Source organism: Mucilaginibacter sp. P2_A5 (assembly GCF_056404995.1).
On record NZ_JBFUCY010000020.1, the window covers coordinates 99,919 to 115,722 of the forward strand.

Annotated in this window: 15 protein-coding genes; 9 read left to right on the top strand and 6 right to left on the bottom strand. The window is 44.8% G+C overall.

Annotated features, from left to right (window positions below):
• Positions 1-27 precede the first annotated feature (27 nt).
• A complete protein-coding gene (locus AC1DXF_RS18570; RefSeq protein ID WP_477450231.1) occupies positions 28-504 on the bottom strand; it encodes a Fic/DOC family protein in 477 nt (158 codons plus the stop codon).
• A gap of 185 nt (positions 505-689) precedes the next feature.
• On the opposite strand from AC1DXF_RS18570, the gene AC1DXF_RS18575 reads away from it, so the two are divergent.
• The 4 genes from AC1DXF_RS18575 (at position 690) to AC1DXF_RS18590 (ending at position 4,270) form a co-directional block, all read left to right on the top strand.
• Positions 690-1,190, top strand: a complete 501-nt coding sequence (locus AC1DXF_RS18575) for a hypothetical protein (RefSeq protein ID WP_477450200.1) — start codon at positions 690-692, stop codon at positions 1,188-1,190.
• A 48-nt stretch (positions 1,191-1,238) separates the two neighbouring features.
• Positions 1,239-2,192 carry an acetyl-CoA carboxylase carboxyltransferase subunit alpha gene (locus AC1DXF_RS18580; RefSeq protein WP_477450201.1) on the top strand — a complete coding sequence of 318 codons (954 nt, stop codon included), beginning with the start codon at positions 1,239-1,241 and terminating at the stop codon, positions 2,190-2,192.
• A 487-nt stretch (positions 2,193-2,679) separates the two neighbouring features.
• Positions 2,680-3,417 (top strand): hypothetical protein, encoded by a 738-nt coding sequence (locus AC1DXF_RS18585; RefSeq protein WP_477450202.1) that lies wholly within the window; start codon positions 2,680-2,682, stop codon positions 3,415-3,417.
• Positions 3,418-3,487: 70 nt separating this feature from the next.
• Entirely contained in the window at positions 3,488-4,270 is a 783-nt protein-coding gene (locus tag AC1DXF_RS18590; RefSeq protein WP_477450203.1) for a hypothetical protein, read from the top strand.
• Positions 4,271-5,094: 824 nt separating this feature from the next.
• Here the strand turns inward: AC1DXF_RS18590 and AC1DXF_RS18595 are convergent.
• The 5 genes from AC1DXF_RS18595 to AC1DXF_RS18615 form a co-directional block, all read right to left on the bottom strand.
• Positions 5,095-5,559: an SRPBCC family protein gene (locus AC1DXF_RS18595; RefSeq protein ID WP_477450204.1), complete on the bottom strand. Its 465-nt coding sequence runs from the start codon at positions 5,557-5,559 to the stop codon at positions 5,095-5,097.
• Positions 5,560-5,594: 35 nt separating this feature from the next.
• The gene (locus tag AC1DXF_RS18600; RefSeq protein ID WP_477450205.1) at positions 5,595-6,431 is read right to left on the bottom strand and encodes a sulfurtransferase; all 837 of its coding nucleotides are present in this window, start codon (positions 6,429-6,431) and stop codon (positions 5,595-5,597) included.
• Between the two features lie 62 nt (positions 6,432-6,493).
• Positions 6,494-6,967 carry a ribonuclease H-like YkuK family protein gene (locus AC1DXF_RS18605; protein WP_090652302.1) on the bottom strand — a complete coding sequence of 158 codons (474 nt, stop codon included), beginning with the start codon at positions 6,965-6,967 and terminating at the stop codon, positions 6,494-6,496.
• 322 nt (positions 6,968-7,289) lie between these two features.
• On the bottom strand, positions 7,290-8,021 hold the full coding sequence (locus tag AC1DXF_RS18610) for a lysophospholipid acyltransferase family protein (protein ID WP_477450206.1): 732 nt from the start codon (positions 8,019-8,021) through the stop codon (positions 7,290-7,292).
• Between the two features lie 39 nt (positions 8,022-8,060).
• Positions 8,061-8,621: an NUDIX domain-containing protein gene (locus AC1DXF_RS18615; RefSeq protein WP_477450207.1), complete on the bottom strand. Its 561-nt coding sequence runs from the start codon at positions 8,619-8,621 to the stop codon at positions 8,061-8,063.
• Between the two features lie 892 nt (positions 8,622-9,513).
• Here AC1DXF_RS18615 and AC1DXF_RS18620 point away from each other — a divergent pair.
• From AC1DXF_RS18620 to AC1DXF_RS18640, 5 genes are all read left to right on the top strand, one after another.
• Positions 9,514-12,648, top strand: coding sequence for a SusC/RagA family TonB-linked outer membrane protein (locus AC1DXF_RS18620; protein ID WP_477450208.1), 3,135 nt, complete (start codon positions 9,514-9,516; stop codon positions 12,646-12,648).
• Between the two features lie 11 nt (positions 12,649-12,659).
• The gene (locus tag AC1DXF_RS18625) at positions 12,660-14,138 is read left to right on the top strand and encodes a RagB/SusD family nutrient uptake outer membrane protein (RefSeq protein ID WP_477450209.1); all 1,479 of its coding nucleotides are present in this window, start codon (positions 12,660-12,662) and stop codon (positions 14,136-14,138) included.
• A 128-nt stretch (positions 14,139-14,266) separates the two neighbouring features.
• On the top strand, positions 14,267-14,434 hold the full coding sequence (locus tag AC1DXF_RS18630) for a hypothetical protein (RefSeq protein ID WP_477450210.1): 168 nt from the start codon (positions 14,267-14,269) through the stop codon (positions 14,432-14,434).
• Between the two features lie 3 nt (positions 14,435-14,437).
• Positions 14,438-14,641: a hypothetical protein gene (locus AC1DXF_RS18635; RefSeq protein ID WP_477450211.1), complete on the top strand. Its 204-nt coding sequence runs from the start codon at positions 14,438-14,440 to the stop codon at positions 14,639-14,641.
• Complete coding sequence (locus AC1DXF_RS18640; RefSeq protein ID WP_477450212.1) at positions 14,625-15,575, top strand: sterol desaturase family protein; 951 nt, start codon at positions 14,625-14,627, stop codon at positions 15,573-15,575. Before AC1DXF_RS18635 ends, AC1DXF_RS18640 begins: the two co-directional genes overlap by 17 nt.
• Positions 15,576-15,804 lie beyond the last annotated feature (229 nt).

Genomic DNA, 15,804 nt, shown 5'->3' on the forward strand with positions numbered 1-15,804 from the left:
CTGTAGCCTCATTAAAGAGGTTAGAGACTAAGCAGGGAAAATAGATGCGATAAATTGTTCCATCTTGTCATATCTCTTTTCGGCTGATTGTTGGACCGCAGCTACATAAAATTCAAATTCTTTTTCGCTGATTTTTTCGAATTTTAACGCATGGTAACCTTGTTTTCTTGCCATCAAATTGGCCAGTATTCGAGCTGTTCGCCCGTTTCCTTCCCTGAAAGGGTGTATAAATAATAACTCGCCATGTACTGTGGCAATATCTTTAATCAATTCGGTTTGACTATCATATTTGTTGGGTAGTTTAGCAAGGATATCGCGATCAAACATTAACATACTTTCATGAAGAAAGCGCGCGGCTGGAAATGGAAAGCCTCCTTTAGATAGATTTACATCGCGATATTTGCCGGCAAATGTATATAAATGGCGTAAGGCGGTCTTATGGATGTTATTAATATACTTGATATTGAACTTTGTTCTTTTAGTTAGCGACTCGTAAATATCAATTCCGCGTCAACAAAACCGTTAAATTCCGATAAGAAGACTTCTTTAGCTGATTTTAAGCCAAGGATATTAGGTAGGATTTCAGTTTGATTATTAGGCGTATCGTATTTCATACTACTATGGCAATTTAAGAAAATTGGGGGGCTCTTGGCCCGATAGTTGCGCTTTTTTTGTAAACTGCACCATCTATGCTGAAAACAATACCTGTATTTATAATTTTCCTGTTTATTTATAGCGGAATTGCTGCGCAGGCGCCTGACAGCACCCTGAAAAAATCGCCCGTTAAAACTTTAACTGATGCACAGTTTACCGCACTGTTAAACGGCGAGGATATTTATAATATGCCGCCGGTGGCGCTGCTGAACCATTACCCCATGCCGGATGTAGCTATCCGGTTTAAGAAAGAGGCAGGCCTTAGCCCTATCCAGGTTACTAAGCTTGAAGCTATAGCTAAGGAGTTGAAGCGTAAACGAATTGAAATGGGGGGATTTATTGTTACCAACGAAAAGAGACTGGATGATTTGCTAAGCAAAGGAACGGACGAAGGCAGCCTTATTTTTTATGGAAACCGGTCGGGTTTATATTATGGCGAGTTGCGGGATGCCATTTTAGTTGCCTGCTATAATACCTGGAAACTGCTATCGCCGGCGCAGATAAAAAAGTTGGAAACTTTGCAAAATCATAATTGATAAATTTGCCGTTGGTTTTGTTTAATTTAGCGGCCCCAAATAAAGTGTATGAAAATAACTTTTGATTTTGAAAAACCCCTTGCCGAGCTGATGCAGCAAATTGAAAAGGTGAAGCAGGTTGAAGATAAAAACAAGCTGGATATGTCGGCAACGGTTGCAGAACTGGAAGCCAAACTGGAAAGCACCAAAAAAGAAATATACGGCAATCTTACCGGCTGGCAAAAGGTACAAATCTCCCGCCATCCCGAAAGGCCTTATACGCTGCAATATATTGAGCTGATGTGCGATGATTTTATTGAATTGCACGGCGACCGCACAGTTGGGGACGATAAAGCCATCATAGGCGGGTTCGGAACGTTAAACGGCCAGACAGTGATGTTTATAGGCCAGCAAAAAGGCCGTAACACCAAAGAACGCCAATACCGCAACTTCGGTATGGCCAATCCCGAAGGCTACCGCAAAGCCCTGAGGCTGATGAAAATGGCAGAAAAGTTTAACAAACCTGTTGTTACTTTAATAGACACCCCCGGAGCATTCCCCGGCCTGGAAGCCGAAGAACGCGGACAAGGTGAGGCCATTGCCCGCAACCTGTTAGAAATGTCGGTACTTAAAGTGCCTATCATCTGCGTTATCATAGGCGAAGGTGCATCAGGCGGCGCATTAGGTATAGGTATTGGCGATAAGGTAATGATGCTGGATAATTCCTGGTATTCGGTAATTTCGCCGGAGAACTGCTCAACCATCCTGTGGAAAACCTGGGAAAACAAAGAACGTGCAGCAGAGGTATTGAAACTGACATCTACAGAAATGTTGAAAAACAAATTGATAGATGGTGTTATTAAAGAACCCCTTGGCGGCGCCCACCAGGACCCTGTAGCTATGGCTGCCACACTAAAAAAACAATTACTAAAAGACCTTAAAATACTAAAAGAAAAAGACGTTACCGAACTGGTTAACGAGCGCATCGAAAAATTCTGCTCGATGGGCGTAGTGAATGACTAAGGATTTTTTGGACTTGAATAGCATAAACAAAAGAAGCGGCGATTGCCGCTTCTTTTGTTATCACCCTTTTCGTTTGCTGATGTCATATAGAGGAACGAAGCATCTGTAGGCTGTTCATGGGCGATAGAAAAGTTCGCAGATCCTTCGTTTCTACCTATGACATAGTTAATTATTTTCGAGCCGGGAGGCCTGTCAACCCTGAACCTGTCGAAGGGTCGCGCGGAGAGGCCTTTGCCCGCTATGGCTCGACGGGCTACCCGTGACAGCCCTTTTTCCGAGGCCATTTCCCCTTCATAATTCGTAAAATTCCACCACCCGGCGTTTCAAAAGTCCTGAATCTTTCCGCTTAATTCTTGACGCTATTTGAAATTTTTTGTAACATCGTATGCCCTCTTACATCTAAATAAAAAAAATAAATACAAAAGCCAGCAGGTGCAAACCAATAAACCAACACAATTGCCAGGCCGGCCAATGTCAAAAAATCATCATGAAAAAAATATTTATAGCGCTTACAGGTTTAGTGTTGAGTGTTTCGGCATGCAGCCAAAACCCGCCACAGCAAAATAACGTTACTATCGAAAACAATACCACTGCCGGTTTTGATGTAAATAAGCTTGCCCAGTTTGTAAAAAACAGTACCGACCCGCAAACCCTGGAAAAAGCTATTAACAACCCCGCCAACCAGATCAATAACCTTGATTTGGATAAAGATGGTAACATTGATTACCTGAAGGTACAGGAAGCCGATAACAACAAGCTGAACATCATTGACGATGTGAGCAATTCACAATCGGTAACGGTGGCCAGTGTTAACATTCAGCCTACGGGCAATAACAATACTGCCAACCTGGATATCCAGGGTAACCCAACTTATGTGGGGTATAACAACTATTATCACTCCTCATTCGGCTTAACCGACTTTTTGATATTAAGCTACTTTTTACGCCCGCACAGCTACTATGTGCCGATGTACCACTACGGGTATTATCCGCATTATTATACCCGCACACGTACCTATACTACATTCAGGCCAACTACGTCTTCGCACATGTCGTCGAGGAGCAGCAGCCGCAGCAGCTTAAGTCAGCCCACCAGATCGCAAAGATCGTTCAGCAACCGCAGCTCGGGCAGCAGGGTAAGGAGCGGCGGCTTCGGCAGCGGAAGAAGTTCGGGCAGCAGATCGGGCTTTGGCCGTAGCCGTGGTGGTTTTGGCCGCAGGCGATAATATCATTTTTCAATTAATTTATTCATCTTAATTCTCCCCTACCGGGGGAGATTTAGAGGGGGCTCACATTATGGCTATCCAATTAAGAAAAAATACCATCCTGACAGAGGATAATAAAAAAACGTTTAAAGCAATCATTGTTTTAAACGAAATGATAAATGGCAACCACCAGTTTAGCAGCAGTGCTTATGGCGACGATGCAGTACTGCAACCCTTATTTACCGACCTTGTGGCCAAGGGCTATGTAATTAGCTCAGGGTCGGCCTATAAGGTGAGCTCAAAAGGCCGGGGCGTGTTTGATACGTTCATGAAGCGTTATACTGAATACCTGAAGGTTTATGACGTTTTTTCGTTTGTCGACCTTGAAAAAGGGGAGTTTGCCTTCGACAGTTATTTTGATTTTGATACCGACGACGATTGGTTCAATTTTACCGATAATGAACGTTTTGACGACCTGCGCATTGCCGTAGCCATGTTCAAAAAGGCCGATCCGGCTGAAATTGTATTTATGTCGTTCATCAACGAAAACAGGTTTGATACCAGCGCATCGGGCTGGCAAAATGATTTGATGAACGGTAACGCCTGGGCCGAGATAGAAGATATTTGTAACAGCGCCATAAAGCCCGAAGATGTTGGCGAAGATGCCATGGTAGATATGATAAACCAGGGATCGGAACTGATGATCAGGCTGATGGAGGAAGAGCAGAAACAGAATAACAATAATAACAACTATGGAGGAGGCGGCACTACCACCACTACCGTTGTTGAAGAAGAAACCATCGAATATTACGAACCCTACTACGATCCCTATTATATTTCGCCAATTTGGCTGGTACCATTGTTTATCTGGTAACGATTATAAATGAATCGCCAACGGGCAATAAGTGTTCCACCGGAACGCTTGGATCATGTGGAACGCTTTGGAACGCTTTGCCGTTGATAATCAAATACTTACATTTATACAAAAAGCGACATGGAACACCATTTCGGCTGATTATCAACATGTTAAACATTTGGCAAAATAGGAAAATGACAACGATTTAATCCCCCAATGTCATGCCGTCCGTTAGCTAACGGGTCGGCACCCCAGATGCTAAGTGTACTTCATGCGGGTCACCTGTCCTGTGGGATCCCGAAACAAGTAATCGGGATGACTTCCGTTTTTTGAGTTGTCATGAGCAGTTATCAAATTTAGGTAAACGCTGAAGGAGGCATGCATTCAAAAATAAAAGACTGTCATGCTGAGTGGTAAAATTTCGCGAAATTCTGAAGGTAGAGTGACAAGCCGGCGAAAGACTTACGAAGTTTTTAAAACTTCGTAAGTCTGGGATTTTCAACTTGTCATGGGTAGGAACGAAGGATCTATTGGCGAACTTTTCTGCCGGTCATGCACAACTGATAGATCCTTCGTTCCTGCCATTGACACATTTGTAACTAGCTGATTATCAATTGTAAAAAAATGTCATTTGCAATGCGATCATTTGTGCGCAAATAAAACTTACTCAGGATGACAGGGGAATTTGGATATTTCATGGGTAGGAAACGAAGCATCTACTCGCTAACTTTTCTATCGGTCATGCACTGCTGATAGATCCTTCGTTCCTCAGGATGAAAGGAAAATTAACTATGTCATAGGTAACTGTCCGGCTAACTCCGTTATGCAACTGATGGGCACCGTTAGTACCCAAATAGCTTCTCGATGGCTTTCTCCCGGTAGGCAAAAATCCTGTTCACTTCCTTGCCCACAAAAACATTATTTGCAATGGTGCCGATGAAGCCGTATGGTATAGCATAGTGTAAAATATCATTCATTTGCACCCCACCCTCTATTTCTTTAAAATGGTGTTGATGGTGCCATAGGGCATAGGGGCCAAAGCGCTGTTCATCAACAAAGTATTGCTTATCGGCAACGTGGGTAATTTCGGTCATCCAATCCATTTTGATACCCGCCAAGGGCGAGATCTTGTATGTAATGATCATGCCGGTATACACTTTAGCATCCGCGGCGTAATCAGATGTTACCACAAAACCCATATCGGGCGGCGTAATCTTAGCCAGGTTTAATGGCGAGGAGAAAAAGTCCCAGGCCTCGTCTAAACTTATGGGGATTTTTTGTTCTGTCTTTAAAACGTATGTTTTCAATATCGCGGCATAAGGTAAGGATTTAATGTTTCACGCTATCGCTCCGTAGTCCCAACCGGCAAATCCCGCCTCGACCATTCGCTCCACGATCCCACATACAACTGCGCCCCGCTTATCCCGACATACTCCATCCCCAGCAAAGTATGGCAAGCCGTAACCCCCGATCCGCAGTGAACTATGATATCCTTATGTGCAACATTACCAATAGCATCATCATAAACCTTACGCAGGGTATCTGCATTAAGGTATTTACCATCGGCACCCAGGTTGGTAACATAAGGCAGGTTAAATGCGCCGGGGATATGGCCTGCAATCAAATCCAAAGGTTCTGTTTGGCCTAAATAGCGTGGGGTTTCGCGTACGTCAATTACAATACGTTTAGGATCATGGGCGGCCGTACCAACTTCGTCAATTGTTACAATACCGGCATACCCGGCAGGTACGGGATAAGGCGCTACAGCCGTTGGTGTATACTCCTCAGTACTCAGTTCAACACCCGCGTCTTTGGCGGCCTGTAATCCTCCGTTCAATACCTGTACATTGGCGTGGCCAATGGCTTTCAGCATCCACCAGAAGCGGGCACCACCAAAGGCTGCAGCTTTATCGTCATAAACTACTACGTGGCTATCGGGTGTAATTCCTAAACGGCCCAAAAGGGCGGCAAAATCTTCAATGGCGGGTAAGGGGTGCCTTCCGCCTTGTGCGGCATCGGTAACGTGGGCTGCCAAATCGTGATCCAGATCAACGTACGCAGCGTTTTTAAGATGGCCGGCAAGGTAGCGGTCATGGGTATCTTTACCGGCGCGGGCGTCGATAAGTATAGTGTTCGGGCCGGCAAGGGCCGGATCGTTAATCTCAATTAGTGGCGACATAGTCTGTTCGGTCTGTAATTAAAAGACCAAATATAAATACCCCGCCGTTTACTTCAACGCTTTTACTGTACTATTTTATTGGCACAGTACGAGCTTGCAAAAGCTTCGGGTTTAGCTTTAAATACAAAGCCCATGCTTAAGATGTAGCCCATAGCCTCATGCAGCGCCGCGTTCGACTTAAACATCGGGTTGGTGTTAATGTCGGCATGTACTTCCAGTTCCACATCATACAGGTCAAGCAGGTCGCAAAGTTTGTAGGCGATGTCTATCGATTTCTGCACTTCGCTCAGCATCCTTTCTTTAATTGTCATTTTTTGCGATGTACGTTCCTGGTGGATAAACATAAACGCGCCACGTTTCTCGCGCAGAAACACGATAACTGTAGCAAAATCAGTTACGCTGCCTTTTACCTGCGAATCTGTTCCGATACATACTTTGAGCTTGTTGCCGAGGGCGGCTTCGCGTTCAATCGCCTTTTCAACCTCCTCCATGATGGGTGTTTGGATCACCTCTCCGCTAAATTTTCTCCAGGTCATAAAAATTGTTTTTAGTAAATTTTAACCGACCCATTTTATAGGTCTATAAAAATAAGCGATAACGTTTCATATAAACGTAAAGATGGTGTGATTTATTTGTTAACATTTGGCTGAATATCAACACAATTGATGTGCAGATATGCAAATTTCAGATGTGCAGATGATGTCTGAAGCAGGATTCATCGGATTAAAGAATTAACAGGAATGGAAAAGAGATAATACGAGACAACAATCAAAATCAAAAGAATCTGATAAATCTGCTTAATCCGAGTTCAGAAAAAAGGTTAAGAAAAATCCGAAATCGAAATTCCGACTTCCGAAATCAGGATAGCGCGGCCCTGATCTGGTTCTCGGCTTCCAATACCACTTCTTCTGTGGCGCGTCCGGCTGGTTCAATGGGGGTAAGTACTTCCCACTTCATGGGCGTAAATGTATTCAGGGGGTATTGACCATAGCGGATCATCTTCCATGAATCCTTAATGGCAACAGGCACCAATAACGCCTCGGGACATTTTTTAAGTATAGTTGCTATACCTCCTGCCTGGAAGGTTTTTATTGTTCCATCGGTAGAGCGTGTACCTTCGGGAAATATCACGGCCGACCATTTATTTTCCTTCATCCGCACAGCCAGCTTCATAATTTCTGTGATGGATTGACGCTGGTCTTTACGGTCGATATTGGCGCCGCCACCGTGCCTCAGGTTATAGGATATGGAGGGTATATTTTTGGTAAGCTCGATTTTGGAGATAAACTTGGCGTGGTATTTACGCAGGTACCAGATCATTGGCGGTATATCCAGCAAGCCCTGGTGATTGGCTAAAAATATAATAGGGCGGCCAACAGGCAGGTTTTGCTTGTTAACAAAAGTTACCGTGTTACCCAGTAAATAAACCGACCGCAATAAAAACAGGTTGAGGATATCTACCGCTTTTTTGTGTGCCGAATAACCAAAAAAACGAAAACATACCCATTGAATAGGCTGAAATATAATCAGTACCAATAAAAACACTCCCGTTGCCAGGGGGGTAAGAAAATAGCCTAAAAACTTTTTCATCGACTGCCAAATTTAGGCATTTTTTGCAAACGTGTAAGGTTACAAAAGGTTTTCTGAAAGCAATAATTGCACTTTAAGCACCGCAGCAACCGTCATGGCATCGGTAATCTGGCCGTCGCAAACCATTTGATAAATGTGGGCAAAGGGAATTTTTTTGATGATGAGCTGCTCGGTATCCTCCGGTTCGGCTTCGTGCTGGGTAAGGTTGCGGGCTAAGTATATAATACTAAGCTCATCACTAACAGAGTTACTCAAATGCAGGCGCATTAACTCTGTCCACCTGCTGGCTTTAAGTCCGGTTTCTTCCAGCAATTCCCGCTTGGCCGATTCCAGGGGATCGGTTTCCTCGGGGCCTCCCCCTTCTGGCATTTCCCAGCTGTATTGGTTAAGGGGGAAGCGGTACTGACCAACCAAATAGGTATTCAGATCATCATCCAGGGGAAAAACGCCTATAGCCAGGTTCTTGAAATGAACTTTGCCGTAGATGCCCGGGTTACCCGATGGGTTAATTACCTGGTACTCGGTAAGGTTGATCCAGGGGTTGTCGTAAACTGATTTTTGGGAGGTTATTTTCCAGGGATTATCTTCAGGTTGATGCATGGGTGGAAATTAGCATTTTAGTGGTAATGTAGCAAATGGGGAGTGGGGAGTTGCGAGTGATGAGTTGTGAGTCACTGTTGTCCGGTAAAAGTTTTTGATGAATTTTAGCCGGACAGCCGAATTGTAAATGGCTGCGATATTTGCTATCTGAAAATTTATTTTCATGAATATTGAAGCTATAAACGGTCTAAATGAACAAAATATGCGTAAATGACCTGTTTTTCTCCGGACAGCCGAATTAAATAGAAAAATAGAAAAAAAGGGGGCTTACTTTTCAAATGCCTTACAAAAACGTTGTTTCCAGGCTGATTTTAAAGATTTATAACACTTTTAGATTTTACCCGGACAATAATGAGTTGTGAGTGATGAGTTTTGAGTAGTGAGTTTTGAGTAATGGATGGCGAGTTTTGAATTTTGACTTTAAAATTGGTGACTAATGGGTGCAAAATTATCAAATTCATAAAAATTCAATAAATTACTATAAAAACCATAGACTTTATAGTAATTGAAAATAATTTATATATTTGCGCTGTTAAACAACCACGATGAAGACTCTTTTACATCTCCATTCTTTACCCGCACTACATGCACCTGCCGGTGCTGTGCGAATGTGTTGTACCTGTTGTTGCTAACAGGCGCCCTCTCCCAGTTAATACTTCTATTGATTATTAAGAATTACCGGATACTCCAAAAAAGTATAAGATAAATCCGGTTTTATTCAAAAAAACTGCAATTAAAATGAACAGATAGCCCAACTAATATACAAAAAAACCGGCAAGGAAGCCTTGCCGGTCACCAGGATAAAAAGCCGGCTGTAACGCCAATCACCACCGGCCCTTATCCTCCTCGCTTTACTAACAACTAACGTCATTAACATAAAACAGTTAAATATATGGAAATATATATCCATGCAAAAAGTATATCCTTTAAGTTCTTTGTACTCCTGCTTCTCCTAACCTTTCCGGCTTTATTGCGGGCGCAAACCGAACCGCCCCCGACCATTAATTCACGCCTGGAGGGTAAAGTGATCGACTCGGCAACCAAGCAGCCCATAGCGGGCGCGGTTATCAAAATATTGGGCACAACACATGCCGTGGCCGCGGCTCAAAACGGCAGCTTCTCGTTTGTTACCGGCCAAAAGTTCCCGTATACATTGGTTATTACTTTTATTGGTTACAAAACCAAAGAGGTAGTAGCCAACGGCAGCCCGATTACAATTTTCCTTTCTGAAAGCTTAAACCAGCTGAACGATGTAGTGGTAGTAGGCTACGGCACCCAAAAAAAGAGCGATATCACCGGCTCCATCGCATCCGTCCCTAAAAACATATTGAACCAGCCCGCGGCGGGTTTTGATAATTTACTGCAGGGCGCCGTATCCGGTGTGGCAGTAACCCAAAACTCGGGGCAACCGGGCAGCAGCGCTACCATCAGGGTACGCGGGGGCAATTCCATTTCGTTTGGCAATGCGCCTTTGTATGTTATAGATGGTTTTATTGTGTACAACAATAACGATAATGCCAACATCGGTTCCATAGGTACCAGCGTAAACGCGCTCTCAACCATCAACCCCAATGATATCGAATCTATCGAGGTATTAAAAGATGCTTCGGCTACCGCTATCTATGGGTCGCATGGGGCAAATGGAGTCATCATCATTACCACCAAACGGGGTAAAAAAGGCACAAACAACGTAAGCTTCAATACCTATTACGGTACGCAGCGGGTTGCCAAAAAACTCAACCTGATGAATGCCGGGCAGTGGGCCTCGCTGGTAAATGATATCAACATCAGCGATGGCGTAGCCAAAACATTTACGGATGCGCAGATAGCCGCATTTGGCGCCGGGTCCGATTGGCAAAGTTCGGCCCTGCGCAGCGCGCCGGTACTTAATGACGAACTATCCATCTCGGGCGGCGATGAAAAATCGCGTTACCTTATTTCGGGCAATTACTTTAATCAAAAGGGCACTATTTTAAACACCGGTTTCAAAAGATATTCGGCCCGGGCCAATTACGAAAGGAATGTATCCGAAAAGTTCAAAGTATCTACCAACATATTCGGCAGCCAGTCTACCGAAAACAAGCTGGCGGGCAGTTCATACAACAGCAACAATTTCAGCAACGCTTTTGCCAGCCTGATCCTGACATCGCCCGTTGCGCCTATTAAAAATCCCGATGGCAGTTACAATACCTCCAACCCCTATAACGCGTCGGCTACCAACCCCTTGCAGGATATAGCCGCTACCACAAACACCACTACACTTACCCGCATACTGGGCAATGTTGCCGGCGAATACAAACTATTAACCGACCTTACCTTAAAAGTAACCGCAGGTGTTGATATACTTAACGCCGAACAGCATTATTACGCGCCATCGTACACAGGCTCGCCTGCGGGCGGTTCAACCGGCTATGCCGCTGTGGGCTACGCCTCTATAGGTTCGGGGCATACGTTAAGCTGGCTTAATGAAAACACGCTTACTTACGACCATGCCTTTAACAAAACACATTTTTTAAATGTACTGGCAGGGTACACTACACAGTATAACCACGACAATGCATCTGTAGCATCGGCACAAAAATTCCCCAATGATCTTACTTCGTTCGATAACCTGTCATATGCCGGCATAGCAAACCTGCCTTCGTCATCGGCACATCAGTCAACCTTAAACTCCTACCTGGCCCGGATAAATTATTCTTACCTGCATAAATACAACGTTACCTTATCCGGCCGTGCCGATGGTTCGTCAAAACTGGGCGTCAACAACAAATGGGGCTATTTCCCGTCGGCGGGACTTTCATGGAATACCAGCCGCGAGGATTTTTTTAAACCGCTCAGCAACACTATCAGCAATTTAAAGCTACGGTTAAGCGCGGGGCAAACCGGCAACTCCGAAGTGCCGCCTTACAGTTCGCTTGCCGCCCTATCGCCCACCAACTATTATTTTGGCAGCAAGCTGGTAACCGGTGTATCGCCGGTACAGCTGGCCAACCCCAACCTGAAATGGGAAACCACAACCCAATATGATGTCGGCCTTGATATTGGCCTGTTTGATAACCGGGTAAACCTGGTGTTTGATGCTTATTACAAAAAAACACGCGACCTGCTGTTGTACGTGCCGCTGCCGCTTTATACCGGTTACGCCAGCGCGCTCGAAAACGTGGGCAGTGTATCAAATAAAGGCATCGAGCTGGCATTAAATACCGATAACATTAAAGGCGAAACTTTTAGCTGGAAAACCAACATTGTATTTGCCCTTAACCGTAACAAGGTATTAAACCTTGGCCAGGGCATTCAAAGCTTTTTCCCATTGGCAGCCACCGGCCAGCTATCGCCGGTAATTGTACAGGTAGGTTTGCCGGTAGGTACTTTTTGGGGATATAACACCAACGGGCTGCTTACTGCCGCTGACCTAACCAACGGCACGCCCGTTTTGGCCGGTGTACCGCAAAAAGCCGGCGATACCAAATATGTAGATACCAATCATGATGGTGTAATTACCACTGCAGATAAGCATAGCCTTGGCAGCTCGCAGCCTAAGTTTACCGGTAGCATTACCAATACATTTACTTACGGCCATTTTGATTTGTCGGTATTTTTCCAGGGCTCCTATGGCAGCAAGGTATTTAACCTGCTGCAGCAAACGCTGGAGCGGCCTACGCTAAGCAATAACGCTTCGGCGGCATTGTTAAACCGGTGGACGGCTGATAACACCAGCGGCACCGTAGCCCGCGCTACCAACTCGCCGGTACCACAGGTTACCGATAGGTATATCGAAAACGGATCGTATCTGAAACTTAAAAACGCTTCGCTGGGCTACAGCTTTACCAGCCCGGCGCTTTCAAAAATTCATGCCAAAAACCTGCGCGTTTATGTATCGGCACAAAACCTGGCTACCATAACCAAATATAAAGGGCTTGATCCCGAAGTAAGCTTTTATGATAACGACAACACCAAGCAGGGAATTGATTACGGTACCTATCCATCGGTACGCACCTTCCTGGCGGGCTTATCGGTTACTTTTTAATATACATCAACATGAAAAAATTATCCACATATATCCTCCTCCTATCAGCATCGCTGGCAACAGCGCTGTTATCATGCAATAAACTAAATGAAAACCCTACATCGGTAATTGTAACTTCACAATTTTTTAAAACAGCATCAGATGCCACATCGGCCGTAAACGCTATTTACGGCACGCTGAACAGCGATCCGGCAGGCGATTTCCCGCTTTATGGCCGCCAGCTTAACCTGCTGGTTGAAAACGCCAGCGACAACCAGGTATTTAGCCCAAGTAATACCAACCCCGATGTACGGGCATTAGGCACCGCCACCTACATTGCATCAAACAGCCGGGTGCAAAAGGTGTGGCAGCAAATTTATTACGGCATCAACCGCGCTAATATTGCCATTGATAACATACCCAATGTGCAGATAGATACAGCATTACGTGCCCGGCTGGTAAGGGAATCTAAATTTATACGTGGCCTGTTATACTTTAACGCCGTAAGGCTTTGGGGCGATGTGCCACTGGTTTTGCATAATCCGGCCAGCCTTGATTTAAGCCAGCTTTTTGTAAAACGCAGCCCTGCCGAAGATGTATATACCCAGATCATCAGCGACCTGAAGGATGCTACCAGCCTGCCCAAATCATTCAGCGGGACTGACCTGGGCCGTGCAACCGGCGGGGCAGCACATACCTTGCTGGCCAAAGTTTATTTAACCCGCAAAGAGTACACTAAGGCTTTAACAGAATTGAACACCGTAATTAACGGCGGCTACGGTTATGCCTTGTTTAACAACTACAGGGATGTTTTTCAAAAAGCAACCAAAAACGGTGCTGAACATATTTTTTCTGTTCAGTTTGAAACCAACCTGGGCGAAGCCAACAGCGCCCAAAACTTAAGCCAGAGCTTTACATCGTTCAACACCGGTACATTCCCTATTGATATTCCTGCCGATAGCAGCGTATCAAAACTGTTTGCCAAAACAGATACGCGCCGCGCGGTAACTTTTTATGATTCGGTTTACAACGCGGCCACGGGCAAGTATGTAGTATTTAAAAATGCCTATACGCCATATTTTAACAAGTTTGTTGATTACAGTCTGTCGCCGCTAACCACACAATCGCAAAGCGGGGTAAACTACCCGATTTTACGTTATGCCGATGTGTTGCTGATGTATGCCGAAGTAGTAAATGAATTAAACGGACCTACAAATGACGCTTACACAGCTATTAATAAAGTACGTACCCGGGCAAATGTGGCCGGCCTTACAATTGGGTTAAGTCAAACTGCTTTTCGCGATTCGATTTTCCTTGAACGGCGCAAAGAACTCATGCAGGAAGGCCACCGCTGGTTTGACCTGGTAAGGCAGGGCGGTACGGCGCTGGTTGATGCTTTACACAAAGTGCCTGCAAAAACCGGTGTAAGTGCCAGGTTCAACCTTTACCCCATACCACAGGCAGAGATACTGCTGAACAGTCAGTTGACACAAAACCCGGGGTATAATTAATAGCCTCACCCTGCCCTCTCCAAGGGAGAGGGTTCTAATCAGCATGATTTTTAAAGTCCTCTCCTTTGGAGAGGATTTAGGTGAGGCTCTTTAGACGAAGTAAAAACTAAACACTAAAAAAACAAAATATGACACTATCAGATGTAACAATTTTAGGAAAAAAGATACTGGTTGGCATCATTGTCACCCTGGTACCTTTTGTAATCATTTTTGGCGGCCTGTACCTTACCCGGCAATTGCTGAGCGGCCCGCCTGCCGAAAAATCAAGCAATGTTAAACCAACTAAAACACCATAAAACATGAAAATGGAACAAGCCACCCGGCAACGGATAGCTAAGAATGCTGTCCTGAGCCTATTTATTTACATACTGCCCATCGCAGCCATGTTTATCACGTTTGCCATAACAGGCCAAAGGCCATGGACTAAAAAACAGCCCGAAAAAACACAACAAACAAAATCAATAAACACTAAAAATACCGACGGCAATGGAAGCAACGATTAATTTTCTTAAAAACATCTATAACCATTTAGATACTTATGGTTTCCCTTTTTTAGTATTCTTTATAGGCGTACTGGAATTTTCATTTGGCCTGTATAAAAAGAAATGGCCAAAAAACGAACGCTGGGTTGATATTGCCTGCTTTACCCTGCCAAGGCTCATCATCAGGCCCGCAGTAGCTTATTTCGGGCTTAAATTTTTACCATCGGCATTGCCGGGGCTTAAAGAAACCTTTAGTTGGGTGCCCTTTTTCTGGGGCTTTATCATCATAGCCGTAGCCGACGATCTTACCCAATACTGGTACCACCGCCTGCACCATGAAATACCCTGGTTATGGAGGTTTCACCGTACGCACCACTCGGCATCGTACATGGGCATGGCCATGGCCAGCAGGCAAAACGCCATTTATACCCTGTTTTTTTCGCAAACCTATTTAACAACCGCATTGGTATACCTGGGCCTGGGCGTACCGGCTGTAATAGTAAAAGCGATAAAAGGCACCATTACCACGTTGGCCCACTCCAGCATACCATGGGATAAACCATTTTATAAATACAAGGTGCTGCACCCCATAGCCTGGGTACTGGAAAGGGTGATCTCGACCCCGGCCACTCACCACGCCCACCACGCGGCTACAACCGATGATGGCGTAGGTTATTACAAAGGCAACTTTGGCAATATGTTCTTTTTGTGGGATATCATATTTGGTACCGCCTTAATTTCGCGCCAGTACCCAAAAGCATACGGTATTTCGCACTACGAAGGCGACCAATGGTATGCCCAATTACTATGGCCGATATTTAAATCGAAAGTGGAAGGCAGCGAACTTGCAGCCAATGGCCCCGTGGTAAGGACTGACGATTTTGTGAAAGAAGAAAAGCGGGAGGTACCGGTTGAGGAAGTGAAGCGGGAGTTGAACGTTGTGGTAGCGCAGTAAGCGTATTTTGTTTTTGCCTCACAATGACGATTTAAAGTAACATTGGTAGCCATTGCTTTAGCTATGTCATTGCGGGTATCCATCAGGATGAACCTGAAAAAAAATAGGGATGACATGTTGGCTTTAGATGCTCACAACAGCCATGTCATTGCGAGGTGCCCATCAAGTAAACCTGAAAAAAAATGGGGATGACATGTTGGCTTTAGATACTCACAACAACCATGTCATT

Excerpts from the sequence above, each read along its gene's own strand:
- AC1DXF_RS18625 (WP_477450209.1), top strand. The coding sequence starts at position 12,660 with ATGAAAAAATTATCCACATATATCCTCCTCCTATCAGCATCGCTGGCA.
- AC1DXF_RS18605 (WP_090652302.1), bottom strand. The coding sequence starts at position 6,967 with ATGACCTGGAGAAAATTTAGCGGAGAGGTGATCCAAACACCCATCATG.
- AC1DXF_RS18585 (WP_477450202.1), top strand. The coding sequence starts at position 2,680 with ATGAAAAAAATATTTATAGCGCTTACAGGTTTAGTGTTGAGTGTTTCG.
- AC1DXF_RS18610 (WP_477450206.1), bottom strand. The coding sequence starts at position 8,021 with ATGAAAAAGTTTTTAGGCTATTTTCTTACCCCCCTGGCAACGGGAGTG.
- AC1DXF_RS18630 (WP_477450210.1), top strand. The coding sequence starts at position 14,267 with ATGACACTATCAGATGTAACAATTTTAGGAAAAAAGATACTGGTTGGC.
- AC1DXF_RS18580 (WP_477450201.1), top strand. The coding sequence starts at position 1,239 with ATGAAAATAACTTTTGATTTTGAAAAACCCCTTGCCGAGCTGATGCAG.
- AC1DXF_RS18600 (WP_477450205.1), bottom strand. The coding sequence starts at position 6,431 with ATGTCGCCACTAATTGAGATTAACGATCCGGCCCTTGCCGGCCCGAAC.
- AC1DXF_RS18575 (WP_477450200.1), top strand. The coding sequence starts at position 690 with ATGCTGAAAACAATACCTGTATTTATAATTTTCCTGTTTATTTATAGC.
- AC1DXF_RS18620 (WP_477450208.1), top strand. The coding sequence starts at position 9,514 with ATGGAAATATATATCCATGCAAAAAGTATATCCTTTAAGTTCTTTGTA.
- AC1DXF_RS18635 (WP_477450211.1), top strand. The coding sequence starts at position 14,438 with ATGAAAATGGAACAAGCCACCCGGCAACGGATAGCTAAGAATGCTGTC.
- AC1DXF_RS18640 (WP_477450212.1), top strand. The coding sequence starts at position 14,625 with ATGGAAGCAACGATTAATTTTCTTAAAAACATCTATAACCATTTAGAT.
- AC1DXF_RS18590 (WP_477450203.1), top strand. The coding sequence starts at position 3,488 with ATGGCTATCCAATTAAGAAAAAATACCATCCTGACAGAGGATAATAAA.
- AC1DXF_RS18615 (WP_477450207.1), bottom strand. The coding sequence starts at position 8,621 with ATGCATCAACCTGAAGATAATCCCTGGAAAATAACCTCCCAAAAATCA.